Raw genomic sequence first — 25283 nt, 5'->3', positions numbered from 1 at the left:
TGGCGTCGTGGCGGAGCTGCGCGCGGTGGTGTTCGACGTCTTCGGCACGCTCGTCGACTGGCGGTCGAGCGTGCTCGCCGAGGCGGCGGGCACCGGTGCCGCCGCCGACTGGGCCGCCGTGGTCGACGACTGGCGGCGGGCCTATCCGCCGGCGCTGGCGCGGGCCCGGCGCGAGCCGGTGTGGCGGGACCTCGACGTGCTGCAGCGGGAGACCCTGGACGACGTCCTGGCCCGGCACGGTGTGGACCTCCCGCCCGCCGAGCGCGAGCGGCTGGTGCAGGCCTGGCGGCGGCTGCGGCCGTGGCCGGACACCGCGCCGGGGCTGGAGCGGCTCCGCACGCGGCTGGCCACGGCGACGCTCTCGAACGGGCACGTGGCGCTGCTCGTGGACCTGCTGCGGTTCGGCGGCTGGCGGGTGGACGCCGTGCTCTCCGCCGAGCTGGCCGAGAGCTACAAGCCCGACCCGCGGGTCTACCGGCGGGCGGCGCAGCTGCTCGGCTGCGCCCCGGAGGAGGTCGGCATGGGCGCCGCGCACGCCGACGACCTGCGCGCGGCGGCCGAGGTGGGGCTGCGCCCGCTGTTCGTGCGCCGTCCGGACGAGTGGGGCACCGGCGTCGCCGAGGAGCCGCCGGAGCTGCCCGGTCTCGTCGTCGCCGACTCGCTCGAGGACCTCGCCGCGCAACTCGGCTGCTGAACCCGGGGGCGGCGCTGCCCGGGCCGCGCCTCCGTGGCCACCCGCGCGCGGGTGGCCACGGAGCCGTGCGACGACTGGTCGCCCCGGCGCACACCGTGGTGAGCCCCGGGCAGGATGGACGGCATGAGCGAGGTCGTCGCCACCGCCGAGCACGTCGTCCGCGCGCCGGCCGACCGGGTCCGGGCCGCACTGACCGACTACGAGGGCGCCCGCCGCCGGGCCATGCCCGAGCAGTTCAGCGACTACCGGGTGGAGGCCGGCGGCACCGGCGCGGGCACCCGCGTGCGCTGGCGCTTCGCGGCCACCTCCAAACGGGTCCGCGACCAGCTGGTCGAGGTCACCGAGCCCGACGCCGACACGGTGGTCGAGCGCGACGTGAACTCCTCGATGGTGACCACCTGGACGCTCCGTCCCGCCGACGCGGGGGTGACCACCGTCCGGGCGCGGACCACCTGGAACGGGGCGAGCGGGATCGGCGGGTTCTTCGAGCGCACCTTCGCGCCGAAGGGGCTGCGCCGGGTGTACGGCGAGCTGCTCACCCGACTGGAGCGCGAGCTGGCGTGAGCTCCCGGCACGCCGGCCGCCGGCGAGGCACCATGGCGGGGTGACCGCCGCGCCGACCGCCCTCCCGAGCAGCGGCGAGGGAGCCGTCCCGGCGCAGTCCCTGGACGATCTGGCCGCGCTGGTCGCCGACGGTGACGTCGTCGTCCTCTCGGGCGCGGGGTTGTCGACCGACTCGGGGATCCCGGACTACCGGGGGGCCACCGGCTCGCTGCGCCGGCACACGCCGATGACGTACCAGACCTTCACCCGCGGTCCCCGCGGCCGGCACCGCTACTGGGCGCGCAGCTTCGTCGGGTGGCGGCAGATCAGGAGCGCCCGGCCCAACGCCGGGCACCGCGCGGTCGCCGAGCTGCAGCACGCGGGGCTGGTCTCCGGCGTCATCACCCAGAACGTCGACGGGCTGCACCAGGCCGCGGGCGCCCGCGGCGTGGTCGAGCTGCACGGCGGGCTGGACCGCACGATCTGCCTGGCCTGCGGCCACGTCGCGAGCCGAGCTGCCCTCGACGAGCGGCTGCGCGCGGCCAACCCGGACTTCGGGCCGCGCACCGACGAGATCAACCCCGACGGCGACGCCGAGCTGCCCGACGAGGTGCTCGACGGCTTCGTGATGGTCGACTGCCTCGCCTGCGGCTCCGGGCCGCTCAAGCCCGACGTCGTCTTCTTCGGCGAGACGGTCCCGCGCGGCCGGGTCGACGGCTGCTTCCGGCTGGTGGACGACGCCGCCTGCCTGCTCGTCCTCGGCTCCTCGCTGACCGTCATGAGCGGCTACCGGTTCGTGCTGCACGCGGCGAAGCAGGGGATCCCGGTCGCGATCGTCAACGTCGGCCCCACCCGCGGGGACGCCAAGGCCGAGGTGCGCCTCGATGCGCCGCTGGGGGACGTCCTGCCCGCTCTCGCCCGGCAGGTGGCGGCCGCGGCCTGATCGACCGGCGGCCCCGGGCGGGCTCGGCGAGGATGGTCGCCGATGCAGACCTTCGTCCCCGTCGCCGACTTCGAGGAGAGCGCCCGGCTGCTCGACTCGCCGCGCCTCGGCAAGCAGCGCGTCGAGACCCTCCAGATCCTGCGCGCCCTCGAGCTGCCCGACTACGGCTGGGCGTCGCACCCGGCCGTGCGCATGTGGCGTGGCCGGACGCCCGCGCTGGTCGCCTACGGCCTGGCGATGGTCAGGGTCTGGCGCGAGCGCGGCTTCGCCGACAGCACCGCGACGCCGATCGCCGAGTTCGCGCCCGAGGTGGACGGCCGCTCGCAGGCCGAGCTGGCCGAGGCAGGGTTGCTGCCGTCCTGGGTCGGCGACGAGGCGCTGCACCGGTCGCACCGGTCGAACCTGCTGGCCAAGGACCCGGAGTTCTACCGGGCGCGCTTCGCCGAGCTGTTCGGACCGGAACCCGACGACCTGCCCTACGTCTGGCCGGAGCCGGACGACGTCCCCGCGGCACCCGAGCCGGACGGCGTGCGGGTGTGGGTGGTGCGCCCGCGCGCGCACGGCGAGCTGGGCGCCTGCCTGGCCGCCGGCGTCGTCGGCCTGGGCACCCAGTCGGGTGTGGACATCGACGCGACCGGGCTGTCCCCGGCCGAGCTGCGCGCCCTCGCGAAGGAGCTCTCCGGACGCCGGCCGGCCAAGGACCTGCGCCAGCTCTCGGCGTTCCTCGACGAGATGCGCCCCGGTGATCCCGTCGCCGTGCCGATCGAGCACGGCGCCGGGTTGCTGCTCGGCGAGGTGGTCGGCGACTACCTGTTCCAGGGCCGGGAGCTGCTGCCGCACCGCCGGCCGGCCCGCTGGGACCGCGTCGTGCCGCGCTCCGCCGCCCGGCCCCGCGCGACGTTGCAGGACCCGCGGGCGCTGTTCACCGTCGTCCTCGACCCGGCGCACCTGCCCGGCCGCGGCGGATAAACCGGGTGCCGCGTCCCGGCGTTGTTTGGCAGCGTCTCCGCGTGGTCACGCCGTCGGTTCTCACCCGCCAGTCCGCCGACTTCCCCCGCTGGTACCAGGACGTCGTCGCCAAGGCCGAGCTGGCCGAGAACGGCCCGGTGCGCGGGACGATGGTGATCCGGCCGTACGGATACGCGATCTGGGAGCGCATCCAGGCGGAGGTCGACGCGCGCATCAAGGCCGCGGGCGCCCGCAACTGCTACTTCCCGATGCTCATCCCCGAGCCCTACCTGCGACGCGAGGCCGAGCACGTCGAGGGCTTCAGCCCCGAGCTGGCCGTGGTCACCCACGCCGGCGGCCGGGAACTCGAGGTCCCCGCCGTCGTCCGGCCGACCAGCGAGACGGTCATCGGCGAGTACATGGGCAGGTGGGTGCAGAGCCACCGGGATCTGCCGCTGCTGCTCAACCAGTGGGCCAACGTGGTCCGGTGGGAGCTGAGGCCGCGGATCTTCCTGCGCACGACCGAGTTCCTGTGGCAGGAAGGGCACACGGCCCACGCCACCGAGGCCGGGGCCCGGGCGTACGCGCGCCGGATCCTGGACGAGGTCTACGCGTCCGTGCTGCAGGACGTCCTGGCCATCCCGGTCGTCGCGGGCCGCAAGACGCGCAAGGAGCGCTTCGCCGGTGCGGTCAACACGCTGACCTGCGAGGCGATGATGCGCGACGGCAAGGCCCTGCAGATGGGCACGAGCCACGAGCTCGGGCAGAACTTCGCCCGGGCCTTCGACATCGACTTCCTCGCCGCCGACGGCGAGCGCCGGCACGCGTGGACGACGTCGTGGGGTTCGTCGACCCGCATGGTCGGGGGCCTGATCATGGGCCACGGGGACGACGCCGGGCTCCGCCTGCCACCCCGGCTCGCGCCGGTCCAGGTGGTGGTCGTGGTCGCGCGAGCGGGCGACGGCGTGGTCGAGGCGGCGCGGTCGGTGGTCGAGGGCCTGCGTGCGCGCGGGGTGCGGGTCGAGTTGGACGACCGCGCGGAGGTCTCCTTCGGACGGCGAGCCGTCGACTGGGAGCTCAAGGGCGTGCCGGTGCGAGTGGACCTCGGCCCGCGCGACGTCGCCGACGGCCGGGCGAGCGTGGTGCGCCGGATCGCAGGCACCCGGGCGCCGGTGGCCCTGACCGGTGTCGTCGACGAGGTCGTCGCGGCGCTGGACGAGGACCAGACGCGCCTGTTCGAGGAGGCGCGGGCCCGGCTGGCCGACGGGACGGTCGACGTCCGGACGCCCGACGACGCCCTGGCCGCCGGGCAGGAGGGCTGGGCGCGCGTGGAGTGGGCGCGGCTGGGGCCCGACGGCGAGGCGCGGCTGGCCGAGCACGGCGTCACCGTCCGCTGCCTCGTCCTGCCCGACGGCGGCCCGCCGGCGGACGACGACACCCCCGGCGCCCTCGCCGTCGTCGCCCGCGCCTACTGAGCCGACTGCGGCAGCGGCACGTTCTGCAGCCGCACCTGGCCGCGGGCGACGATCTTGCCGTCGTCCGCGCGGGTCAGCGTCACCAGCCACAGCTGCAGGGTCCGGCCCTGCTGGATCGGCTCGGCGAGCACGTCGACCCGCGCCGCGGTGACCGGGCGGAGGAAGTCCGTCTGGTTGTTGACCCCGACCGCGAACTGGCCGCGGTCGGCCACCGCCGCGCTGGCGCCGATGGACGCCGCCGACTCGATGACCGTGCAGTAGACGCCGCCGTGCACGACGCCCCACGGCGTCTGCTGGTCGGGGCCGAGGTCGACGTGGCCGTCGACGCGCGAGCCGGTGAACTCGGTGACCACGAACCCGGAGGCGGCGACGAACCGGCTGGCCGAGGCGAGGTCGGGGGAGGGGAGGTCCATGGTCACGCCGCGTCCCACACCAGGCAGAACGGGTGCCCGACCGGGTCGGCGTAGACGCGGAAGTCGCCGCCCTCGCCGGGCAGCCGCTTCGCGCCGAGCGCGAGCGCCTTCGGCTCGGCCTCGTCGATGTCCCGGACGTAGACGTCGAGGTGGAACTGCTGCGGACGGTCGGGATCGGGCCAGTCCGGCGGCTGCAGGTCCGGCGCCTGCTGGAAGGCCAGCCGGTGTCCGGCGCCCGTGACGACCACCCAGTCGTCGCCGGGAGAGCCGTTGACCTCCATGCCGAGCAGCTCGGCGTAGAAGGTGGCGAGCGCGTGGGCGTCCGGTGCGTCGATGACGACGGAGTGCAGCTGGCCGATCATGCCCCCATCCTGACCACACGGAGGCCGGGCGCGACAGCCGGATCCCGGCCGCGCGGCGCAGCGTTCCGGCCACCCCGCCTGCGGCGACGCGCCGGCGTGCCGCACGATCGGGGCATGCGCTCCGCCCGCCGACCCGTCGCCGCCCGATGACCGCGCCCCGGCTCGGCTCGCTGTCCTGGCGCCCGGCCGCCGACCACCCCGAGCTGCTCGGCGCACCCGTCGCGGCGGCCCTGCCCTCACTGCCGGGCCCGGCGTGGGTTGCCGAGATCGACGACGAGCTCGCCGACACCGCGGCCTTCATGGACGCCTACGGCGTGCCTCCCACCGCCTCGGCCAACTGCGTCGTGGTGGCCGCGCGCCGTTCCGGGCAGACCACCCTCGCCGCCTGCGTCGTGCTGGCGACCACACGGGCCGACGTCAACGGGCTGGTGCGTCGGCACCTGGACGCCCGCAAGGCCTCGTTCGCCCCCCAGGACGTCGCCGTCGCCGAGAGCGGCATGGCGTACGGCGGCATCACGCCGATCGGGTTGCCGGAGAGCTGGCCGGTGCTGGTCGACGCCGCCGTGGCCGGCGCGGAGCTGGTCGTGATCGGCTCGGGCACCCGCGGCAGCAAGCTCGCCGTCCCCGGTGCGCTGCTCGCCCGGCTCCCCGGCGCCCAGGTGCTGGAGGGGCTCGGCCAGCCGGTGGAGCAGCGGCCGGCGGCACCCGCGCGGCCTGCACCGGAGCGGGCGCCGGACGACAGCGACCTCGGCTGGGGCGAGCGCCCGGACGACGCCCGCGACGACGACCGCCGCTATCTCGAGAACCGGCCGCCGCACTGGGGCAGCGACTGACCGCCGCTCAGAGCTGACCGGGGAGGGGCGTCGTCCCCGGCCCGGAGGGCGTGGCCCCGGGGACGGCGCCCTGCTGGGCGCGGAGCAGGTCGCGGATCTCGACGAGCAACTCCACCTGCGTGGGCACGGTGGGACCCGGCTCCTCTCCGCGGTGCCGGCGCTCCAGCAGCTTCTTCATGGGCAGCACCACGACGAAGTAGACGACCGCCGCGGTCAGCACGAAGCTGATCACCTGGCTGGCGAACGCGCCCCAGGTGAAGTGCTGGCCGTTGACCTCCAGTTCGCCGCCGAGCTCGCCGCCACCTCCGGCCAGCCCGATCAGCGGGGTCAGGAAGGAGTCCGCGAAGGAGTCGACGACGGCGGTGAAGGCCGCGCCGATGACGACCGCGACCGCGAGGTCGACGACGTTGCCGCGGAGCAGGAAGTCCTTGAAGCCTCTGAACACCCGGTCATCCAGCCACATACGGGCGGCCCCGGCCAGGCAACGGGCCGGTCAGGGCGGTGGCAGGCTCACCGTCAGCGTCGAGGTGGTGGCGACCGCGGCCAGCCGGGCGGCCGTCGCGGCGTCCACGGCGAGTACGAGCAGGCCCGCGTCGTCGCCCGCGGCCGCCGGGTCCGCCGGCGGGCCGGGCGCGGCCAGGACCAGCGCCCGGGCGGCCACCGTCTCGGCGCGCTCCGCGTCGGGCGCGGTCGCGAGCACGTCGACCCGGTCGCCGGTGCGGAGCAGCCCGGTGACCGCGAGGTCGGCCAGCCGGACGGGTGCGGCCACCTGGCCTTCCGGCAGGCCCGCGGTGAGCCCCGGCCCGACGAGCCGCACGTCGGTCAGCGGCTCGCCGGCGCGCACGCTCCCGGCCAGCCGCCGGCCCACGAGCTCGCCGGGATCCGCCACGGTGCCCGAGGGTGCGGCTCCGGCCGGCAGCCGCGCCTCGGCGACATCAGCGGGGACCAGCACGGTGCCGGCCGGGAGGTCGACGGCGGCGACGGTGACCGCGACGGTGACAGGCCCGGCGACGGCGGCCGGCGCCGGCGAGCGCAGTGCGAGCAGCAGCGCGCCGGCCGCGAGCAGCGCCGCGAGGGCACGCCGCAGCGTGTGGACGGGGGAGCGGGGGCGGCGGAAGCGCAGCACTCCCACAGCGTGCTCATCCCACGGGCGGGGAGGAGGCGGCCGGCGCCACTTGTGGAACCGGCCCCCCGCTGTGGACAGCGAGGGGCCGGTACCGGTCGATCGGGAGCAGGGTCAGCCGGCGGCGGCCTTCGCCGCGCTGCCCGACGTCGAGGAGGACGACGACGACTTCGAGGAGTCCGAGGACCCGCCGGACGAGGAGCCGTTCGACGAGCCGCTCGAGGACGAGGAGCCGTTGCTCGCCGACGCCCCGGCGCGGCTGTCGGTCCGGTAGAAGCCGGAGCCCTTGAACACCACGCCCACGGAGCCGTAGACCTTCCGAACGGGGCTGCTGCAGCTCGGGCACTCGCTGGCCGGCTCGTCGGTGAACGACTGCACGAGCTCGAACTCGTGCTTGCCGTCGGGGTTGGTGCAGACGTACTGGTACGTGGGCACGGCGGTTGCGCTCCTCGTCGGGTGAGCCTGGTTGGCACTCGTCCCTGTCGAGTGCCAATGATGCGCCCTCACCGTGCACTTCGTCCACGCCTGTCGGTGAGTGTCAGCGGTGCGGACTCGTGAGGGTGACGTGTGCGGCGGATCAGGTCCGTCGGGAGGTGAACGCCTTGCTGCCGGTGCGGCATTCCGGCCGCGCGCACGGGTTCGCGGCATGCCCCGACCGGGTGGCTCTGTGCCGTCCGCAGAAGCCGCAGGTCTCGGTGGCCTTTCCTACGGTGGGCGCCGTGTGCCCCCCTGCCCGCCGACCTGCGACCCAGCCCGCCGCCGGGTGGCCGGCCGCCCCGCCGCTGCCGGGCGTCGCGGAGCCGGTCGCGTGACCCCGCCGGCGGGCGAGATCGACTGGTCCGGGGCCGAACGCGCTGAACGTCGGCGTGACCTGCTGGTGATACCTCCCACGTGATCCCGCCGCTCCGCGACAACACGTCTGCCGCCTACCGGATCCAGGCAGCGCTGCGACGGCACGTCGACCCCGGCCCGGAACTGCGGACGAGAGCCGACCGGCAGGCGCGCTACTTGGCCGCAACCGCGTGACTCGGCTGGGCAGCGCTCTTGTGTCCGCTCGGCTTTCTCCTCGCCGGCCAGTGGGACCGGCCGGTGAGCGCATCTGTGGGAGCGATTCTCATGATCGGCGCGACCGTCGGCTGGGTGCGCTGGTGGCGAAGTCGACGTGTGACCGCCCAGCGCTGGCTGGCCGATCCGCCCGGGCCGGAGCGGGAGCCGCCGCCACCGACGACGGCCGAGCGCTGGATGACCGGCCGCCGGGTCGCGGTCGTCGTCGGCTCGCTCGTCGTCCCGGGCCTGGCCCTCGTGCTCGTCGGGGCGTTGATCGGGAGGTCCTGAGCCCGACGCGTCACACCGGGCTCCGCGAGGAGGCCATGCTTTCCGGAGGGCGTCGGTCAGCCCCCGGACCTTCGCTCGGCCATCGGAGACGACCGCCGGCGAGCACGTCCCGTGCGGATCCGGGCCGGGTACCGCAGCATCGGTGCGGTGACCTCCGCCGCCCGCTCCCTGCTCGACCGCGTGCATCGCGTGGTCGAGCACGCCCGGGAGGTCACTGACCACCCGGTGCTCGAGGCGGTAGCCCGCGTCGGGCTGGTCGCCTACGGCGTCATGCACCTGCTCATCGGCTGGCTGGCCCTGCAGCTGGCGCGGGGCACCGACCGGACCGACGCCGACCAGACCGGTGCCCTGCAGACGGTCGCGGACTCACCCGGCGGGCTGGTGCTCTTGTGGGTCATCGGCCTGGGGATGCTGGCGCTGGCCCTCTGGCAGGCCGGCGAGGTGCTGCTGTGGTGGCGCGGTCTGTTCGACCGGGCCCACCGCAGGCGGACCGCGTTCGTCTGCGGCAAGTGCCTGGCGAAGGCCGCCGTGTACGCCGTCCTCGGGGTCACCGCGCTGCTCTTCGCCGTGGGGCTCGACTACGAGGCCGACGAGCGGCTGCGGACGCTCACCGGGCGGACGCTGCAGATCCCCGGCGGGACGGCGCTGGTGGTGGTCGTCGCCGTCGCGGTGGTCGCCGTCGGCCTCTACAGCGTGGTCCGCGGGCTCACCGGCGGGTTCATGAAGGACATCGACCTGCCGACCGCGCCCGACCGCGTCGAGCCGTGGATCGAGACGGCCGGGCGGGTCGGCTACGCCGCGAAGGGCATCGCCTTCGGCCTGGTCGGCGTGCTGCTGTGGCAGGCCGCCGCGTCGGCCGACGTCTCCACCGCGACCGGCCTGGACGGCGCGATGACCGCGATCGCCGACGCGCGGGGCGGGCCGTGGCTGCTCGCCGGGGTGGCCGTCGGGTTCGCCGCGTTCGGCGGGTACGCGCTGGCGCGTGCCCGCTATCCCGACCGCGACCCGTCGTCCTGAGCCTGGAGCCGGACGTGCTTGGTGGACCAATGCTTGGGCTGCCACGGGTCCTACGCTGGAGTCGTGACGACCGGTGAGACGCCCGCGCAGCCCGTCGGGTCCGACGACATGCTGGCCCTGGAGCGGCAGGTGTGCTTCGCCCTCTCCGTGGCCGCCCGTAACGTGGTCGCGGTCTACCGGCCCGTGCTCGAGCCGCTGGGGCTGACCCATCCTCAGTACCTGGTCATGCTCGCGCTGTGGCAGCACGGGCCGCTCTCGGTCAAGGACCTCTCCGGCCTGCTGCAGCTCGACCCCGGCACGCTCTCGCCGCTGCTCAAGCGGCTCGAGGCGGGCGGCCTGCTGCGGCGGGAGCGGGATCCGAAGGACCAGCGCAACCTCGCGCTCGCCTTGACCGACAAGGGCAGGGCGCTGCGCGCGCAGGCCGAGCAGATCCCCGCCGGCATCGTCGAGCGGCTGGGCATGCCGGTGGAGGAGCTGATCGCACTGCAGGGGGCGCTCACCCGCGTGATCAGCGCCTCGCAGCGGGCGCTGGCCGCCCCGGCCGGAACCACCGAGGCGACCGTCGCCTGAGATGTGAACCCGCTGACAGTTGGTCCCCCAATCCTTGGTACGCCTAGCGTTCTGGGAGACCATGGGGATGTGAGCCTCACGGACCAGGAGAGAGTCGTCATGGGGAAACCCGAAGCGCAGCCCGGCGTACCGGCCGAGCCGATCGTCCGTCCGGCTCCGCACCGCTGGCTCTGGTACGCCCTCGGCGGCCGGCTGCCCCGGCGCAACCGCGGCTGGGTTCTCTACGACACCACGACCGAGACCTGGGCGCTGCGGCACATCGCCCGGACCTTCGTGCAGATGTCGATCCCGATCGCGCTGGTGCTGACGCTGCTGCCCGCCGGCTGGGGCCTGCGCGCCGCCGCGGCCGGCGGCGGGATCTTCCTGGCGATGATCTACTCCCTGGCCTACATGACCGAGACCGCCGAGAACCGGGTCGTCAAGGCCGGCTACCCGGTGGGCACCGCCCAGGCGTACCGCGACCAGCGCGCCCTCGTGCGGCAGAAGCAGGAGAGCGAGCGCAAGCGGGCCGCGGCGGCCAAGCGCGCCGCCCGGTACCGCGAGCGCACCGGCCGCTGACCCGCCGACCGGCAGCGGGTTCGCCGCCCGGTCAGCAGGTGCGGCGTCCGGTCAGCCGGCCCAGCGCAGACCGAGCAGGACCGTGTCGTCCTTCCGCCCCTCGGCGGTGAGCGTGCGCAGCAGGTCGTCGAGCATCGGCTCCAGCGGCTCGTTCTCGCGTGCGGCTGCCGCGGAGCGCAGCCGCTCCAGGCCGGTGTCGATGTCCTCGCCGCTGCGCTCTACGGCGCCGTCGGTGAACGCCAGCAGCGTGGCCGGCTGCGGCACCTGCACGGTCGTGACGACCGGCGGGGAGGCGCTCGGCACGCCGATCGGCGTCGCGACCGCGCAGTCGAGCAACTCGGCCCCGCCGTCGCTGAGCAGCAGCGGGCCGAAGTGGCCGGCGGACACCAGACGCAGCCGGCCCGCACTCGCGTCGAGCTCACCGAGCAGCACGGTGGCGAACTGGTGGTCGGCGTGGACGTCGAGCAGGCCGCGCAGCCGGGTGAGCACGGTCTCGATGCAGTGGCCCTCGGCGAGGTAGGCGCGCACCGCGAACCGCAGCGCGGCCATCGTCGTCGCCGCGGGCAGGCCCCGGCCGGAGATGTCGCCGACGACGAACACGCAGCAGCCGGGCCGTCGCTCGATGACGTCGTACCAGTCGCCCCCCACCTCGAGCTCGTCGACGCCCGCGACGTAGCGGGCGGCGACGTCCACCCCGCACAGTTCCGGCACGGCGGGCAGCAGGGCGTGCTGCAGCGTCCCGGAGATGCCGCGCTGCTGGCGGTAGAGCCGCGCGTTCTCCTCGGCGAGCCGCTCTGCGACCGCCCGCCGGCGTGACACGAACTCGACCGTCGCGGCTCCTCCGACGGCCAGCGGGCAGCCGACACCGAGCACGATCCACGGCAGGGCGCTCGACAGCGTGCCGGCCAGAGGGGCGGGCGAGGCCGCGACGATGGTGACCGTGCTGGTGCCGAAGGGCACCGTCGTGCGCCGGGTGTCGCCGTCGATCGGCGTGGGCGCGGTCGCCTGGAGCAGCTGCCCCGGCTCCGTCGTCCGTCCCAGGTAGAGCGCGAGGTCCAGGCCGGCCACCGGAGAGTTCGGCGGCACCGCCATCCGCCGGCCCTCGGGCAGCGGTGTCTCCGCGTAGACGACGAGCTCGGTGTTGCCGTCGGCCGGCATCAGCGCGTAGGCCAGCCGATCCGGCTCGCCGGGCAGGATGCCCAGGATCACCAGTTCGCCGGTCGGCTCCAGGCCGGCCAGCGCGCCGGTCCCGTCGTCGGGCAGCCGTGGCTCGAGGCCCTGCACGGCCAGCTGCTCGGTCTCTCCGTCCGCGGTCCGCCACAGCGACAGCGACTGCCCGGTCTGCTCCAGCTCGCGGTCGGCGAAGCGGGCGAAGGCCGCCGGATTGGCGTGGGTGTTCACCGCGACCTGGGCGATGTCGGCGAGCTGGACCTCCAGGACCGCCGCCTGGTTGGTGACCAGCGTCCCGACCTGCGCCACCTGTCGGCTCAGCAGTCGCTGCTCGCTGTGCGTGGTGACCCGCCACGTCAAGAAGGTGAGGATCCCGGTGATCGCCAGCAGCAGCATGGCGGCGACGATGCTCACCTTACGTGGTCGGGTGGTCCACATAACGTTAGCGACTGTAACCTTCGTTTCGAGAAGCGGGGGGACCGTTGCCGGGGGCCGCACGGCGCGGCTCGATTCCGGACCGGTACCGGCTCCCACGCGGCGGGTGGGCACCGAAGGTGACGCCGCACCCCGCTGCGCGTGGTACCGCCCGGTACGGTCGGTGACGTGGCGCAGCGTTGGCTCGACGAGCAGCAGCAGCGCACGTGGCGGGCCTGGCTGACCGCCTCCGAGCTGCTGCCGCGGGTGCTCGACGCCCAGTTGCAGCGCGACGCGGGCCTGACCCACGCCGCCTACGTCGTCCTCGCGATGCTCTCGGAGGCACCCGGGCGCAGCCGCCGGATGAGCGACCTGGCGCGGCGGGCCAACCAGTCGCAGAGCCGGCTCTCGCACACCGTCGCCCGGCTCGAGGAGCGCGGCTGGGTGCGCCGGGAGCGCTCGGCCGAGGACGGCCGCGGCAACGTCGCGGTGCTCACCGATGCCGGGTGGGACGTCGTCCGCTCGGCGGCACCCGGGCACGTCGACGCCGTCCGGGCGGCGCTGTTCGACCCGCTCACCGCCGAGCAGACCCAGGCGCTCTGCGAGGTGCTCGAGACCGTGCTCGAACGGCTCGATCCCGACCACAGCCTGCGCGTCGAGCACGGCGGGGATCTGGAGGAGTAGGAGCGGCTCAGCGGCCGAGGTGGCGGTACCGGTGCAGCCGGCTGCGGAAGCGCTCGGTGTCGTCGCGGCCGAGCAGGCCGGCCAGCTCCTCGCCGAGCACCCGGCCCAGCCGGCCGCAGAACTCCGCCGGCTCGTCGGCGGCGTCCGGCCGTTCGGGGACGACGCGGTCCACGATGCGGGCCCGCCACAGGTCGGTGGCCCGCACACCCTGCTCCTGCGCCATCTGCCCGGCGTGGTCGACGTCGCGGTAGACGATCGCGGACGCGCCCTCCGGCGGCAGCGGGCCGAGCCAGCCGTTGGCGGCGGCCAGCACGCGGTCGGCCGGCACCAGGGCCAGCGCGCCGCCGCCGGTGCCCTGGCCGAGCAGCACCGCCAGCGTCGGTGCCTTGAGCATCACCAGGTCCTGCAGGCAGCGGGCGATCTCGCCGGCCATCCCGCCCTCCTCCGCCTCGCGGGAGAGGGCGGCGCCGGGAGTGTCGATCAGCGTGACCAGCGGCAGCCGCAGCTCCTCGGCCAGGTGCATGCCGCGCCGGGCCTCGCGCAGCGCCGCCGGGCCCAGCGGCGCCGTCAGCGACTGCCCGCGCCGGTCCTGCCCGAGCACCACGCACGGCGCGCCGCCGAAGCGGGCCAGCGCCAGCAGCAGCCCCGGGTCCTTCTCGCCGGCGCCGGTGCCCGACAGGCCGACGACGTCGGTCGCCGCCGTGCGCAGCAGCCGCCGCACCCCCGGGCGGTCCGGCCGGCGGGAGGCGGTGACCACGTCCCACGCGCTGCGGTGGTCCTCGGGGTCGTCGGCGTCGGTGCCGTCCTCCGGCCGCGGGCCCTCCGCGCCCCGCACGTCGAGGTGCCAGGTCTGCCGTGCGGCCAGCACGCGCAGCGCGCGGTCGGCGACGTCGGCGATCTCCTCGTGCGGGACGACGGCGTCGAGCAGCCCCCGCTCGGCCATGTGCTCGGCGGTCTGCACGCCCTCGGGGAACGGCTCGCCGTAGAGCGCCTCGTACACCCGCGCCCCCAGGAACCCGATCGACGCCCCCGGCTCGGCGATCGTCACGTGGCCGAGCGAGCCCCACGACGCCAGCACGCCGCCGAACGTCGGGTTGCGCAGGTAGACCAGGTACGGCAGGCCGGCCTGCTTGTGCCGGGCGATCGCGGCGGTGATGCCGACCATCTGGAGGAAGGCGACGGTGCCCTCCTGCATCCGTGTCCCGCCGGAGACCGGCGCGGCCAGCAGCGGCAGCCCCTCCTCGGTCGCCCGCTCGACCGCGGCGATCAGCCGCTCGGCGGCGTCCACGCCGATCGAGCCGGCGAGGAAGCCGAACTCGCCGGCGATCACCGCGACCCGGCGGCCCCGCAGCCGCCCCTCGCCGGTGACGATCGCCTCGTCCTGGTGGGTCCGCTCCGCCGCCTCGGCGAGGTCCTTCGCGTACTCCGGGTCGGTGTCCCGGCGCTGGATCGGGCTGTCCCACGAGGTCCACGACCCCGGGTCGAGCACCAGGTCCCGCAGTGCCCGGGCGTCGAGGCGGGCCGGGCGGGCCGTCGTCATGTGGCGTGCCCGTCCACGACGTCGTCCTGGTCCGGCTGGGGCACGCCGTCGGTCAGCCACGCCCGGATGGCCTCGTTCGAGGAGCCGAGCACCGGCGGGGGCAGGTGGTCGCGGCGGGTGGTCTCGCGCTCGCCGTCCGGACCCGGGGCGAAGAACCGCAGCGGGGGACCGGGGATCCGCAGCGGGCCCAGTGTCGCGTGCTCCACGTCGACGAGCAGGCCCTGGGACGCCGTCTGGTCCCAGGCGTAGACGTCGTCGATCGTGCGGACCTTGCCCGCCGGGATGCCGACCTTGTTGAGGCGGGCGAGCAGGTCCTCGGCCGCGATCGACGCGAAGGCACCCTCGAGCAGGTCGATCACCTTCTGCCGGTTGACCACGCGCTCACCGTTGCTGGCCATGCCCGGTGCCTCCGGGTCGAAGCCGAACTCGGCGCACAGCCGCCGCCACAGCGACTCGTTGGCGCAGGCCACCTGCACGCTGCCGTCGGCGCAGTGGAACAGCCCGTACGGCGCGATCGAGGGGTGGTGGTTGCCCTGCGCGCGGCCGACCTGGCCGGCCACCGTCCACGCCGTCCCGTGGAAGGCGTGCACGCCGACGATCGCCGCGAGCAGCGAGGTGCGCACCACCTGGCCGCGGCCGGTGCGCTCGCGCTCGAGCAGCGCGGCGAGCACGCCGTACGCGCCGTACATCCCGGCCAGCAGGTCGCCGATCGGCACGCCCACCCGCTGCGGGTCGTCGGGGCCGGGCCCGGTCACCGACATCAGCCCGCCCTCGCCCTGGGCGATCTGGTCGTAGCCGGCGCGGCCGCCCTCCGGCCCGTCGTGCCCGAAGCCGCTGATCGCCAGGGTCACCAGCCGCGGGTTCAGCTCGGCCAGCACGTCGGTGCCGAACCCGAGGCGCGCCAGCGTGCCCGGGCGGAAGTTCTCGAGCAGCACGTCGGCGCGGCGCAGCAGCTCGGTGAGCAGCGCCTTGTCGCCCTCGTCCTTGAGGTCGAGGGTGATCGACTCCTTGTTCCGGTTGGCCGACAGGAAGTACGTCGACTCGCGGTCCCCGCTCTCGGGCTGCACGAACGGCGGACCCCACCCGCGGGTGTCGTCCCCGGCGCCGGGGTTCTCCACCTTGATCACCCGCGCGCCGAGGTCGCCGAGCATCATCGCGGCGTGCGGGCCGGCGAGGGCGCGGGTGAGGTCGACGACGAGGACGCCGTCGAGCGGTCCGGACACGGGGGTCTCCGATCGTCTAGAGCCACCCGGGGACGACGAACACCAGCCAGGCCAGGAACGGCCCGACGGCGACGACGATCCCCGCGTAGGCCAGGATCTGCTTGTAGAAGCGGTCGCGGTCGACGTCCTGCGCGTTGGCCAGGACCAGCGCGCCGTTCGTCGAGAACGGGCTCACGTCGACGATGGTCGAGGCCACGGACAGGGCGACCACCACGCCCACGGCGCCGATGCTCCCCTCCTGGAGGAACGGCACCGCCAGCGCGATGGCGACCCCGATGATCGCCGTCGACGACGCGAAGGCCGACACCACCCCTCCGATGTAGCAGAGCAGCAGCGCGATCAGCAGCGGGACGCCCAGGCCGATCACCGCCTCGCCGACGTAGTCGATCGCGCCCGCCTCCTGCAGCACGAAGACGTAGGTCAGCACGCCCGCGATGAGCAGGACGGTGGACCAGCTGATCTGGCTGACCGCGCCCTTCTGCATCTTCGCCGAGAACATCGCGAGCACGACGGCCACGGTGATCGAGACGAGACCGATGTCGAGGTCGAACACCAGCGCGAGGACGGCGACGGCGACCAGGCCGACCAGCGTCAGGATCTGCTCCGGCGTGACCGGCCGCGGACGGAGGTGCTCCTCCCCGGCGTCGTCCCCGCCGACGCCCGGACCGGGCGGGGCCCCGTGGCCGCGCACGACGGGGTTGCCGTGCCCGTGCCCGGCGTGCACCTCCTCCTTCTCCTCCACGGCGACGGTCACCTTCCGGCCGATCAGCCGGCGGCCGCCGAGGACGAGGAACAGCACCACGGCGATCGCCAGGTTGAAGAACAGGCTGCCGAGGAAGACCGCGATCGAGGAGTCCGGCAGGCCCTCGGCGTCGGCGATCTCGTTCACCGTCACGCCGTAGACACTGATCGGCGAGAAGCCGCCGCCCTGCGCGCCGTGGATGACCATCATGCCCATGAGCAGCGGGTTGATCCCGTGCCGCGCGGCGAAGGTCAGCGCGATGGGCGCGATGATCGCCACTGCCGCGGGGGAGAGCGCGCCGATCGCGGTGAGCAGCGCGGTGACGAAGAACATGATCCACCGGATGGCGGCGATGTGGCCGCCGACCAGCCGCACGGCGCCCCGGACGAGCAGGTCGACGGTGCCGTTGTTCTGCGCGATGGCGAACAGGTAGGTGACGCCGATCAGCGTCACCACCAGCTCGGCGGGGAAGCCGCCGAGGATGTCGTCGGTGCTCATCCCCACCGACAGGGTGCCGATGAGGAATGCGGCGACGAACGCCAGGGCCCCCATGTTGATGGGCAGGAAGGTGGCGATCGCGAAGATCACGACGAGCCCGATGATGGTGACGATCTCGGGGGACACGGGCCCCTCCCACGACGTCGGGGGTGGATCAGTCCACTGTGTCAGCCACCCTGGGATACCGCCTGCCAGCCCCCGGAGGGGGTGACGACGGCGGTCACCCGGCGGTCGTGGGTCTCGGCGGGCAGCTCGTCGACCAGCTCGTCGTCGAAGACCACCGCCACCAGGACGGCGTCCGCGCGGGCGTGCACCAGCGCGCGGTCGTAGTAGCCGCCACCGCGGCCGAGCCGCACGCCGCCGCGGTCCACGGCCAGCGCCGGGACGACGACGACCTCCGCCGTCCCGATCGCGGTCGGGCCCAGCCGCGGGCCGACCGGTTCCAGCAGGCCGTAGCGCCCGGGCGCGAGCCGGCCGGTGTCCACCGCCCACGACAGCTCGTCGCCGTCGTTCGGTGTGATGGGCAGCAGCACGCGCGCGCCCAGCTGCGTGTACGCCGCCGGCAGCCGGCCGAACCCCGGCTCGATCTCGTCCGGAGCGAACGCGGCCATGGTGCGGGTGCCGGCGAGGCCGCGCAGCAGCGCCGCGCTGACCGCGGCCGCCGCGGCCGCGCGCTCGGCCGAGGTGCGGGCGCGACGGCGGGAGAGGAAGCGCTCGCGCAGCGCTGCCTTGGCACCGACCGGCTCGCCGTGAGTGATCACTTCGGAAGCCTAGTTAGGCTCCCTGCATGCCGACTGCCAGTTCCCGACCGACCCGCAAGGCGGTCATCCCGGTGGCCGGGTTGGGCACCCGCTTCCTGCCGGCGACCAAGGCCGTGCCCAAGGAGCTGCTGCCGGTGGTCGACCGCCCGGCGCTGCAGTACATCGTCGAGGAGGCCGCGCGCGCCGACCTGCGCGAGGTGCTCATGGTCACCGGCCGCAACAAGTCCGCGATCGAGGACTTCTTCGACCGGACGCCGGAGCTCGAGACGGCGCTGGAGAAGAAGGGCGACGCCGACCGGCTCTCCGCCGTCCACGCGTCCACCGACGTCGCCCAGGTGCACTTCGTGCGCCAGGGCGAGGCCAAGGGGCTCGGCCACGCGGTGCTGCAGGCCGCGGCGTTCGTCGGCGACGAGCCGTTCGCCGTCCTGCTGGGCGACGACCTGATCGACGCCCGCGACCACCTGCTCGAGCAGATGCTGGCCGTGCAGGCCGAGCACGGCGGCTCGGTGATCGCCCTGCTCGACGTCGGCCGGGAGAACATCGACAAGTACGGCGCCGTCGCCGTCGAGCCGAGCGGGCACACCGGCGAGGGCGACGAGGTCGTGCGGATCACCGGCCTGGTGGAGAAGCCACCGGTGGAGGAGGCGCCGAGCAGCCTGGCCATCATCGGCCGGTACGTGCTGGCCCCGGAGGTCTTCGAGGTGCTGCGGAACACCTCGCCCGGTCGCGGCGGGGAGATCCAGCTCACCGACGCGCTGGCCACGCTGGTCGACCGCGGCGAGCCGCTGCACGGGGTCGTCTTCAGCGGTCGGCGCTACGACACCGGCGACCGGCTGGACTACCTCAAGGCGGTCATCCGGCTGGCCACCGAGCGCGACGACCTGGGCCCGCCGCTGCGCGCGTGGCTGACCGAGTTCGTCGCCGACCTGCCCGCCGATGGCGCGTCGCCGGCCTGAGCGCGGGCGACAGGGGGCACCATCGAGCGCGTGGGCATGACGGACGACAGCACGAGCGGGGGGTTCGGGTCGCGGCGCGACACGTCGCAGATGGACCTGCGGCACGGCGTTGCTGTCCAGGAGGCCGTCCAGGATGCCGTCCGGGAGCCGGCGGCCGGGACGGTCCGCGACACCACGCAGATCGACCTCGAGCGCATGCCCTCGCCGCCACCCGCGCCGGCGACCCCGCAGGTGCCCACCGTCGAGCGGCACCTCGACGAGATCCTCGCCGCCGTGCCGGAGGTCGACCCCATCGAGCTCGCGGTGCTCGACGCGCAGGGCCTGCTCTGCGCCGAGGACGTGGTCAGCCAGCGCGCCCTGCCCGCCTTCGACCAGGCGGCCCTGGACGGCTACGCCGTCCGCGCGGAGGACGTCGCCGTCGCCACGCTCGAGGCGCCGGTGCAGCTGGCCGTCGTGGGGGAGACCGCCGCGGGCAGCGGTGCGCCCGTCTCCATCGGGCCCGGCCTGGCGCAGAAGGTGACGGCCGGGGCGATGCTGCCGGCCGGCGCCGACGTCGTCGTCCCGGCCGTGTGGACCGACCAGGGCGAGGTCCGGGTGGCAGTCCACGCCGCGCCGCCGTCGGGCAGCTACGTGCGCCGGGCGGGGGACGACGTCGCCGTGGGCGACTCCGCCGTGCAGATCGGCACGCCGATCGGGCCGGCGCAGATCAGCCTGCTGGCCGCGGTGGGCCGCGACCGGGTGCACGTGCGCCCGCGGCCGCGGATCACCGTCCTCTCCGCCGGGGCAGAGCTGGTCGACGTCGGCACCGACCCCGCCCCCGGGCAGGTCGTCGACGTGAACTCCTACGCGCTGGCCGCGGCCGCCCGCGACGCCGGCGCCGACGCCTACCGCGGCGGGATCCTGCCGACCGACCGGGACCGGCTCACCGAGCGGCTGGAGAGCGCGCTGCTGCGCAGCGACCTGGTGCTCGTCTCCGGCACCTTCGCCGGTGACGGATTCGACCTGGTGCCGCAGGTGCTCGCCGGGCTCGGCCCGACGACGTTCACCTCCATCGCGATGCACCCCGGGCCCGTGCAGGGCTTCGGTCGGCTCGGCCGCGACTCCGTCCCGGCGATCTGCGTGCCCGGCGACCCGGTGTCGGCGCTGGTGTCCTTCGAGGTGTTCGTGCGCCCGGCGATCCGGCTCATGCTCGGCAAGCGCCAGCTGTTCCGCCGCACCGTGCAGGCGATCTCGGCCCAGCAGCTGGTGTCGCCCCTGGGTTACCGCCAGTACCTGCACGGCACCGTGATGCGGCACCCCGACGGCGGCTACGTCGTCGAGCCGGTCGGCGACGGCAGCGAGGCGCAGCTCGCCCGGATGGCGCGGGCCAACTGCCTGATCGTCGTCGACGAGGACGTCACCGAGGTGGCCCCCGGCGGGCTGGTGACGGTCATGCCGCTGCTGCTCGGCGGCTGACCGAGGTCCCATGAGCGATCCGGTCGTGCACCCGGGGTGGCCGGCACGGCTGGCCTGGGGGCCGGTGGAGCTGCACCCGCTGCGCCGCCGGGACGCCGCGGAGTGGAGCCGGCTGCGGCTGGCCAACGAGGAGTGGCTGACGCCGTGGGAGCCGTCGGCCCCGCTGCCCTGGCGGCTGCGGCACACCCCGGCGGCCTACCGGGCGATGCGCCGCGCGGTGACCCGCCGCGCCCGCGCGGGGACCTCGCTGCCGTTCGCCATCGACGTGGAGGGCCGGCTGGCCGGCCAGGTGACGATCGACAACATCGTCCGTGGTGCGATGCGCTCGGGACACCTCGGCTACTGGATCGACCGCGCGGTGGCCGGGCGCGGCATGGCCTCCCTCGCCGTCGCGCTGGTCTGCGACCACGCGTTCGGGCCGGTCGGGCTGCACCGCCTGCAGGCCGACATCCGCCCCGAGAACGGTCCGAGCCGGCGGCTGGTGGAGCGGCTCGGGTTCTCCTGCGAGGGGCTGCTGCGCCGGTACCTGGACATCGACGGCGACTGGCGCGACCACCTCACCTACGCCCTGCTGGCCGAAGACGTGCCGGCCGGCGTGCTCGCCCGCTGGCGTGAGTCCCTACCACGCTGACCCCTCGCCGGCGGTGTCCTCTTGTCGACACGCCGCGCCGGTCGTCACACCAGTTCCAGAACTCGCACGCGACACTCCAGCGCGCCTCCCCGATTCGGGTGAATCCGCTGCCTAACCTGCGCCAAGCCGGTGACTCGTGTGACAGGTGGTGTTCTGGATGGGATCGGGCGCGCTTCTCGCCGCTCTGGTCGTGCTGTGGTTCGTCGTGCTGGTGCCGATGGTGGTGACCCGCGGTGATTCGCATGCCGACCGCGGCGAGCCGGCCTCGTCCGGGCGGACGCTGCAGCGGCGGCGGACGGCCAACCACGTCGTCTCGGCCGACACCGAGCGGGTGACGATCGACCGCGAGGCCCTGCGCACCAGCGGCGAGCTCAAGGTCGACGTGCACAAGCTGCGCCGGCGCGTGCTGGGCGGCCTCGTCCTCCTGGCCCTGCTGGCCCTCGCGGGAGCGTTCTTCCTCAGCTCCTGGGTGTGGCCGGCGCAGGGCCTGCTCGACCTGGCGGTCGTGGGTTACGTGCTGGTGCTCCGGAAGGCCGCCCGCCGAGAGCGCATGGCCGCCCGCCGCGCCGCCCGGACCGCGGCGCGCGAGGCCCGGCTGGCCGCGGCGGCCGACCGGCGGGCCGCCGCCGTCGCGGAGGCCGAGCACGCCACCGTCACCCCGGAGGCGCCGCCGCAGCTGCCGCACCCGAGCCTGCCGCTGGCCCCGGTGCACCCGCTGCGCCCCGGCCGCGTCGTCGCCGCGCGCACGGCCGCGCCGGCGGGCTGGCAGCACAGCGCCGTCGTCGGGCTGGACGACGACGACATCGGCTTCGCCGACATCGACGAGTACCGCCCCGCCCGGGTGGTCAACGGCTGATCCGACGCTCGGGCGCCGCCCCGGTGGCGGCGCTGGAGCGCTCGACGGGTAATCTGTCCGTCGCGGGGCTGTGGCGCAGTCCGGTAGCGCACCTCGTTCGCATCGAGGGGGTCAGGGGTTCAAATCCCCTCAGCTCCACCCGTGCGATGTCGCGGGACACCGTTCACAGGTGTCCCGCGACATCGTTCACGTTTGGGCCTGTGGCTGGTAGTCCCGGGTCGGGTCGAGGGTCAGGTCGCGCAGCAGTTCTCCGCTGGTCGTGAGCACGCGCACGTGCCGGTCGTGGACCAGGACGAGCACGGGGCTGCCGGCGTGGCGACGGCCCAGGCCGATGTGGTGCAGGCGGCTGTTGTACCGCAGGGTCAGCTTGCCGTTGGAGTCGATCTTGTCGTGGCGGACCCGGTAGTGGCCGTCGACGAACGGGATGCCGGTGGCGCTGGCCTTGGGTCGGGCGGTGTAGGCCTCGGCGGGGGTGCGCCGGTGCAGGGCGCGGTGGGGCCGGACGGTGTTGTAGTAGCCGGTGAACTCGTCGAGCTGGGCCTGCAGTCGGGCGAGGGAGGCGGCGGCGGGCTGGGTGGCCAGCCACTTCTTCAGTGTCTGGTGGAAGCGTTCGACCTTGCCGCAGGTCTGCGGGTGATACGGGCGAGAGTGGGCGAACACCACGCCGCGGCCGTGCAGGGTGACCTCCAGGGCGACGCGGCCGTGCCCGCGGTAGCGGCCGGTGAACACCGCGCCGTTGTCGGTGAGCACGCCGGACGGGTCGCCGTGGGTGGCGGCGAGGCGGCGGAACAGCCGGTCGATGGCGCCGGCGGTGAACACCGGGGCGGCGGTGCTGGCCAGGCAGAAGCGGGAATGGTCGTCGAGCCAGTTGCAGATCTCGACGTCGGTGCCGTCGGCCAGCGGCCAGTGGGTGATGTCGGCCTGCCAGCGTTCGTTGGGTTGGACCGCCTCGAAGCGCACGTAGGAGCTGTGGGGTCGCTTGTGCGGCTGCGGGGTGACGAACCCGCGGGCGGTGAGGATCCGCCAGATGGTGGAGACCGCCGGAGCCGATCCGTGCCGGCGTTGCAGGTGGGCGGCGATGGTGGCCGCGCCGGCCTCGTGGCCGTACCGATCGAGATCTTTGCGGATGGCGACGATCTCGTCCTCGAGCTCGGGGGCGGTTCGGTGGGGGCTGGTGCGCGGCCGCCGGGAGCGGGGTTGCAGCCCGGCCTCGCCCTCGGCGAGGTAGCGCTGGACGAGGGTGATCACCCAGCGTCGGCAGACCCCGTAGTCCCGGGCAACCTCAGCCTTCTTGCGTCCCTCCACCAAGACCGCGGCGACCACCAGCTCCGGCATCCCCATCGCACACACCCCTTCGGGTCAGGGTGTGAACGATGTCCCGAGACAGGTGTGCACGATGTCCTGAACTCAGACACCCTCAGCTCCACCCGTGCACGACACCGACGCCGTCGGGGCATCCCGCCCCGGCGGCGTTCGCGTGTCGTGGCCGCGCCGGTACTTGTGTGTGCCGGTCCGTCGCAGTCCGGCGCGACTGGCCGAGCGCACGCACACAGGCACCCTCGGTCAGAACGAGCCCGCGTGTTCGCCGTCCGGAGATCATTATCCGCGGTTCAGCTTGATCCCCCCGCCGGCTTCCCAAAGACTCCGCCGCCATGGATCAGCCAGGGGGAAGGCTCCGGCGACGGAGTGCGGTCAGGGCGCTGCTGCGGAGCGCGCTGGTCGCGGCCGTCGTCGCCACGGGCGTCGCGGTCGCACCGGGCACGGCACAGGCGGCCCTGCCCGCCGGCTTCGCCGTCGTGGACATGCCCAGCGGGCAGAGCGAGCTGCTGACCGACTTCGCGTTCGCGCCCGACGGCAGCTACTTCACGACCGGCAAGAACGGCCGGGTCGCCTGGGTGTCGGCCGCGGGCGCCCCCCGGACGCTGGCTACGCTGCCGGTGGTCACGCAGCAGGACCTCGGGCTGGTCGGCCTCGCCGTGGCGAGCGACTACGCGACCAGCAAGCGCATCTACCTAGCCCGGGCGCTGGAGGTGGACGGCGCCCGGGTGACCCGGGTGTCGTCGTTCGCCGTCACCGGAGCCCCCGAGCCGACCGGCATCGACGCCGAGCAGGTGCTGCTGGAGCTCCCGCAGAACTCCGACGTGCACCAGATCACCGGCCTGGTCGCGGCTCCGGACGGGACCCTGTGGGTCTCCACCGGGGACGCCGCCGACTTCCGCGTGGCCGACCCGCTGGCCCTGCGGGCGCTGGACATCAACACCGGCTACGGCAAGGTGCTGCACGTGCTGCCGGACGGGCAGGGCGTGCCGGACAACCCGTTCTTCGACGCCGCCGCCCCGGCGTCCTGGCCGAGCCGGGTCTACGCGAGCGGCTTCCGCAGCCCGTTCCGCCTGAGCCTCGACCCCGCGACCGGGCGGCCGATCGTCGGCGACGTCGGCTGGAACAGCTGGGAAGAGATCGACCTGGTCCGGCCGGGTGCCAGCTACGGCTGGCCGTGCTGGGAGGGCGACACCGCGACGCCGGGGTACGCCGAGATGCCCGGCTGCCAGGGCGCCGCCAACACCGCGCCGCTGTGGACCTACCCCCACGGCCCGCTCGGCACCAGCGTCAGCGGCGGCATCGTCTACACCGGGACGGCCTACCCGGCGGACTACCAGGGCGCCTACTTCTTCGGCGACTACGCCGCGGGCCGCGTCTACACGCTGCGCTACGACGCGGAGGGGGCGCTCACCCGCGAGCCCGAGGCCGCCGGCTTCGGCACGGGCAACGGCGCGCCGGTGAAGTTCGCCCCGCACCCCGAGAACGGCGACGTCGTCTGGGCCGACATCGGCGGGGCGGTGCTCAAGCGCCTGGTCGCGGCCCCGGGCAACCGCGCGCCCACGGCGAGCGCGACCCAGACCAGCGACCCGGCCACCCGCACGGTCACCTTCGACGGCAGCGGGTCATCCGACCTCGACGGCGACGCGGTCACCTACGCCTGGGACTTCGGGGACGGCGCCACGGGCACCGGTGTGCAGGCGACCCACACCTACGCCGCCCCCGGCACCGCACCGCTCACCGCCCGCCTCACCGTCACCGACGCCCAGGGCGCGACGGGGACGACGACCCTCACGGTGGTCCCGGCGAACCACGTCCCGGTGGTCGCGCTGACCGCACCCCCGGCCGACCACCGGTTCGCCGTCGGCGAGCCGGTCCGGGCGAGTGCCACGGCGACGGACGTGGAGGACGGCGCCCTGGAGGTCACGTGGCGCGTGGTCCTCATCCACTGCAGCGGCGGGTACTGCCACGAGCACCCGGGCGAGACCTTCACCGGCCCGACGTTCGACCGGCCCTTCGACGACCACGGGCCCGGCACCCGGCTGGAGATCCGCGCCACCGCCACGGACAGTGTCGGCATTCGCGCGCAGGCGACCTTCACCGCGCTCCCGCTCGACGAGAACGCCGTGTAGTCATCCCACTGCTCATGCGCCGTCTATGTGCGGGGACAGGCACTCAGAGTCACGATTTTCGGAGCGTCCACCGCCGGAGAGGGTGAAATT

General features: G+C 74.6%; 27 protein-coding genes and 1 tRNA gene. 17 read left to right on the top strand and 11 right to left on the bottom strand.

Annotated features, from left to right (window positions below; genetic code table 11):
• The first annotated feature begins 7 nt into the window (after positions 1–7).
• The 5 genes from ACWIYF_RS24860 (at position 8) to proS (ending at position 4603) form a co-directional block, all read left to right on the top strand.
• A complete protein-coding gene (locus tag ACWIYF_RS24860) occupies positions 8–694 on the top strand; it encodes a haloacid dehalogenase type II (RefSeq protein ID WP_448625496.1) in 687 nt (228 codons plus the stop codon).
• A gap of 123 nt (positions 695–817) precedes the next feature.
• Complete coding sequence (locus tag ACWIYF_RS24855) at positions 818–1258, top strand: SRPBCC family protein (protein ID WP_448625495.1); 441 nt, start codon at positions 818–820, stop codon at positions 1256–1258.
• A 40-nt stretch (positions 1259–1298) separates the two neighbouring features.
• Positions 1299–2180, top strand: a complete 882-nt coding sequence (locus ACWIYF_RS24850; protein WP_448625494.1) for an NAD-dependent protein deacetylase — start codon at positions 1299–1301, stop codon at positions 2178–2180.
• 42 nt (positions 2181–2222) lie between these two features.
• Positions 2223–3149 (top strand): MSMEG_6728 family protein, encoded by a 927-nt coding sequence (locus ACWIYF_RS24845; RefSeq protein WP_448625493.1) that lies wholly within the window; start codon positions 2223–2225, stop codon positions 3147–3149.
• Between the two features lie 41 nt (positions 3150–3190).
• A complete protein-coding gene (gene proS, locus ACWIYF_RS24840; protein ID WP_448625492.1) occupies positions 3191–4603 on the top strand; it encodes a proline--tRNA ligase in 1413 nt (470 codons plus the stop codon).
• Here proS and ACWIYF_RS24835 read toward each other — a convergent pair.
• Entirely contained in the window at positions 4597–5016 is a 420-nt protein-coding gene (locus ACWIYF_RS24835; RefSeq protein ID WP_448628799.1) for a PaaI family thioesterase, read from the bottom strand. The genes proS and ACWIYF_RS24835 overlap by 7 nt on opposite strands.
• Before the next feature lie 2 nt (positions 5017–5018).
• A complete protein-coding gene (locus tag ACWIYF_RS24830) occupies positions 5019–5378 on the bottom strand; it encodes a VOC family protein (RefSeq protein WP_448625491.1) in 360 nt (119 codons plus the stop codon).
• 146 nt (positions 5379–5524) lie between these two features.
• Between ACWIYF_RS24830 and ACWIYF_RS24825 the strand changes: the two genes are divergently transcribed.
• The gene (locus ACWIYF_RS24825) at positions 5525–6211 is read left to right on the top strand and encodes a YbaK/EbsC family protein (RefSeq protein ID WP_448625490.1); all 687 of its coding nucleotides are present in this window, start codon (positions 5525–5527) and stop codon (positions 6209–6211) included.
• A 7-nt stretch (positions 6212–6218) separates the two neighbouring features.
• On the opposite strand, the gene mscL is transcribed toward ACWIYF_RS24825, so the two are convergent.
• The 3 genes from mscL to ACWIYF_RS24810 form a co-directional block, all read right to left on the bottom strand.
• Positions 6219–6656, bottom strand: coding sequence for a large conductance mechanosensitive channel protein MscL (gene mscL, locus ACWIYF_RS24820; protein WP_448625489.1), 438 nt, complete (start codon positions 6654–6656; stop codon positions 6219–6221).
• Between the two features lie 48 nt (positions 6657–6704).
• A complete protein-coding gene (gene cpaB / locus ACWIYF_RS24815; RefSeq protein ID WP_448625488.1) occupies positions 6705–7337 on the bottom strand; it encodes a Flp pilus assembly protein CpaB in 633 nt (210 codons plus the stop codon).
• Between the two features lie 111 nt (positions 7338–7448).
• Entirely contained in the window at positions 7449–7769 is a 321-nt protein-coding gene (locus ACWIYF_RS24810) for an FmdB family zinc ribbon protein (protein WP_448625487.1), read from the bottom strand.
• 681 nt (positions 7770–8450) lie between these two features.
• Between ACWIYF_RS24810 and ACWIYF_RS24805 the strand changes: the two genes are divergently transcribed.
• The 4 genes from ACWIYF_RS24805 (at position 8451) to ACWIYF_RS24790 (ending at position 10814) form a co-directional block, all read left to right on the top strand.
• On the top strand, positions 8451–8669 hold the full coding sequence (locus tag ACWIYF_RS24805) for a hypothetical protein (RefSeq protein WP_448625486.1): 219 nt from the start codon (positions 8451–8453) through the stop codon (positions 8667–8669).
• Positions 8670–8816: 147 nt separating this feature from the next.
• Positions 8817–9686: a DUF1206 domain-containing protein gene (locus ACWIYF_RS24800; protein ID WP_448625485.1), complete on the top strand. Its 870-nt coding sequence runs from the start codon at positions 8817–8819 to the stop codon at positions 9684–9686.
• Between the two features lie 63 nt (positions 9687–9749).
• Positions 9750–10256, top strand: coding sequence for a MarR family winged helix-turn-helix transcriptional regulator (locus tag ACWIYF_RS24795; RefSeq protein ID WP_448625484.1), 507 nt, complete (start codon positions 9750–9752; stop codon positions 10254–10256).
• 99 nt (positions 10257–10355) lie between these two features.
• Positions 10356–10814, top strand: coding sequence for a DUF5313 family protein (locus ACWIYF_RS24790; RefSeq protein WP_448625483.1), 459 nt, complete (start codon positions 10356–10358; stop codon positions 10812–10814).
• A gap of 51 nt (positions 10815–10865) precedes the next feature.
• Here the strand turns inward: ACWIYF_RS24790 and ACWIYF_RS24785 are convergent, their stop codons facing one another.
• A complete protein-coding gene (locus ACWIYF_RS24785; protein ID WP_448625482.1) occupies positions 10866–12398 on the bottom strand; it encodes a PP2C family protein-serine/threonine phosphatase in 1533 nt (510 codons plus the stop codon).
• Between the two features lie 189 nt (positions 12399–12587).
• Here ACWIYF_RS24785 and ACWIYF_RS24780 point away from each other — a divergent pair, with 189 nt between their 5' ends.
• Positions 12588–13082: a MarR family winged helix-turn-helix transcriptional regulator gene (locus ACWIYF_RS24780; protein WP_448625481.1), complete on the top strand. Its 495-nt coding sequence runs from the start codon at positions 12588–12590 to the stop codon at positions 13080–13082.
• A gap of 7 nt (positions 13083–13089) precedes the next feature.
• Here the strand turns inward: ACWIYF_RS24780 and ACWIYF_RS24775 are convergent, their stop codons facing one another.
• From ACWIYF_RS24775 to ACWIYF_RS24760, 4 genes are read right to left on the bottom strand one after another with little or no spacing between them, the layout of a single operon-like run.
• On the bottom strand, positions 13090–14622 hold the full coding sequence (locus ACWIYF_RS24775; protein WP_448625480.1) for a carboxyl transferase domain-containing protein: 1533 nt from the start codon (positions 14620–14622) through the stop codon (positions 13090–13092).
• A complete protein-coding gene (locus tag ACWIYF_RS24770; protein ID WP_448625479.1) occupies positions 14619–15845 on the bottom strand; it encodes a CaiB/BaiF CoA transferase family protein in 1227 nt (408 codons plus the stop codon). The genes ACWIYF_RS24775 and ACWIYF_RS24770 overlap by 4 nt, the downstream gene beginning before the upstream one ends.
• Positions 15846–15861: 16 nt before the next feature.
• Positions 15862–17211: an SLC13 family permease gene (locus tag ACWIYF_RS24765; RefSeq protein WP_448625478.1), complete on the bottom strand. Its 1350-nt coding sequence runs from the start codon at positions 17209–17211 to the stop codon at positions 15862–15864.
• Positions 17212–17252: 41 nt separating this feature from the next.
• Positions 17253–17846 (bottom strand): 5-formyltetrahydrofolate cyclo-ligase, encoded by a 594-nt coding sequence (locus tag ACWIYF_RS24760; protein ID WP_448625477.1) that lies wholly within the window; start codon positions 17844–17846, stop codon positions 17253–17255.
• Between the two features lie 26 nt (positions 17847–17872).
• Between ACWIYF_RS24760 and ACWIYF_RS24755 the strand changes: the two genes are divergently transcribed.
• The 5 genes from ACWIYF_RS24755 (at position 17873) to ACWIYF_RS24735 (ending at position 21882) form a co-directional block, all read left to right on the top strand.
• Positions 17873–18802, top strand: a complete 930-nt coding sequence (locus tag ACWIYF_RS24755; RefSeq protein WP_448625476.1) for a UTP--glucose-1-phosphate uridylyltransferase — start codon at positions 17873–17875, stop codon at positions 18800–18802.
• Between the two features lie 36 nt (positions 18803–18838).
• Positions 18839–20257 carry a molybdotransferase-like divisome protein Glp gene (gene glp / locus ACWIYF_RS24750; RefSeq protein ID WP_448628798.1) on the top strand — a complete coding sequence of 473 codons (1419 nt, stop codon included), beginning with the start codon at positions 18839–18841 and terminating at the stop codon, positions 20255–20257.
• A gap of 10 nt (positions 20258–20267) precedes the next feature.
• Positions 20268–20888, top strand: a complete 621-nt coding sequence (locus ACWIYF_RS24745; RefSeq protein ID WP_448625475.1) for a GNAT family N-acetyltransferase — start codon at positions 20268–20270, stop codon at positions 20886–20888.
• Positions 20889–21045: 157 nt separating this feature from the next.
• Entirely contained in the window at positions 21046–21744 is a 699-nt protein-coding gene (locus ACWIYF_RS24740) for a hypothetical protein (protein ID WP_448625474.1), read from the top strand.
• A gap of 64 nt (positions 21745–21808) precedes the next feature.
• A tRNA-Ala gene (locus ACWIYF_RS24735) sits at positions 21809–21882 on the top strand.
• A 48-nt stretch (positions 21883–21930) separates the two neighbouring features.
• On the opposite strand, the gene ACWIYF_RS24730 is transcribed toward ACWIYF_RS24735, so the two are convergent.
• Positions 21931–23085, bottom strand: a complete 1155-nt coding sequence (locus tag ACWIYF_RS24730; RefSeq protein WP_448625473.1) for an IS481 family transposase — start codon at positions 23083–23085, stop codon at positions 21931–21933.
• Between the two features lie 311 nt (positions 23086–23396).
• Between ACWIYF_RS24730 and ACWIYF_RS24725 the strand changes: the two genes are divergently transcribed.
• A complete protein-coding gene (locus ACWIYF_RS24725; protein WP_448625472.1) occupies positions 23397–25193 on the top strand; it encodes a PQQ-dependent sugar dehydrogenase in 1797 nt (598 codons plus the stop codon).
• Positions 25194–25283: the final 90 nt, after the last annotated feature.

The sequence above is a fragment of the Geodermatophilus sp. URMC 64 genome (assembly GCF_053502555.1).
This window is presented reverse-complemented; position numbering and strand designations above follow the sequence as displayed.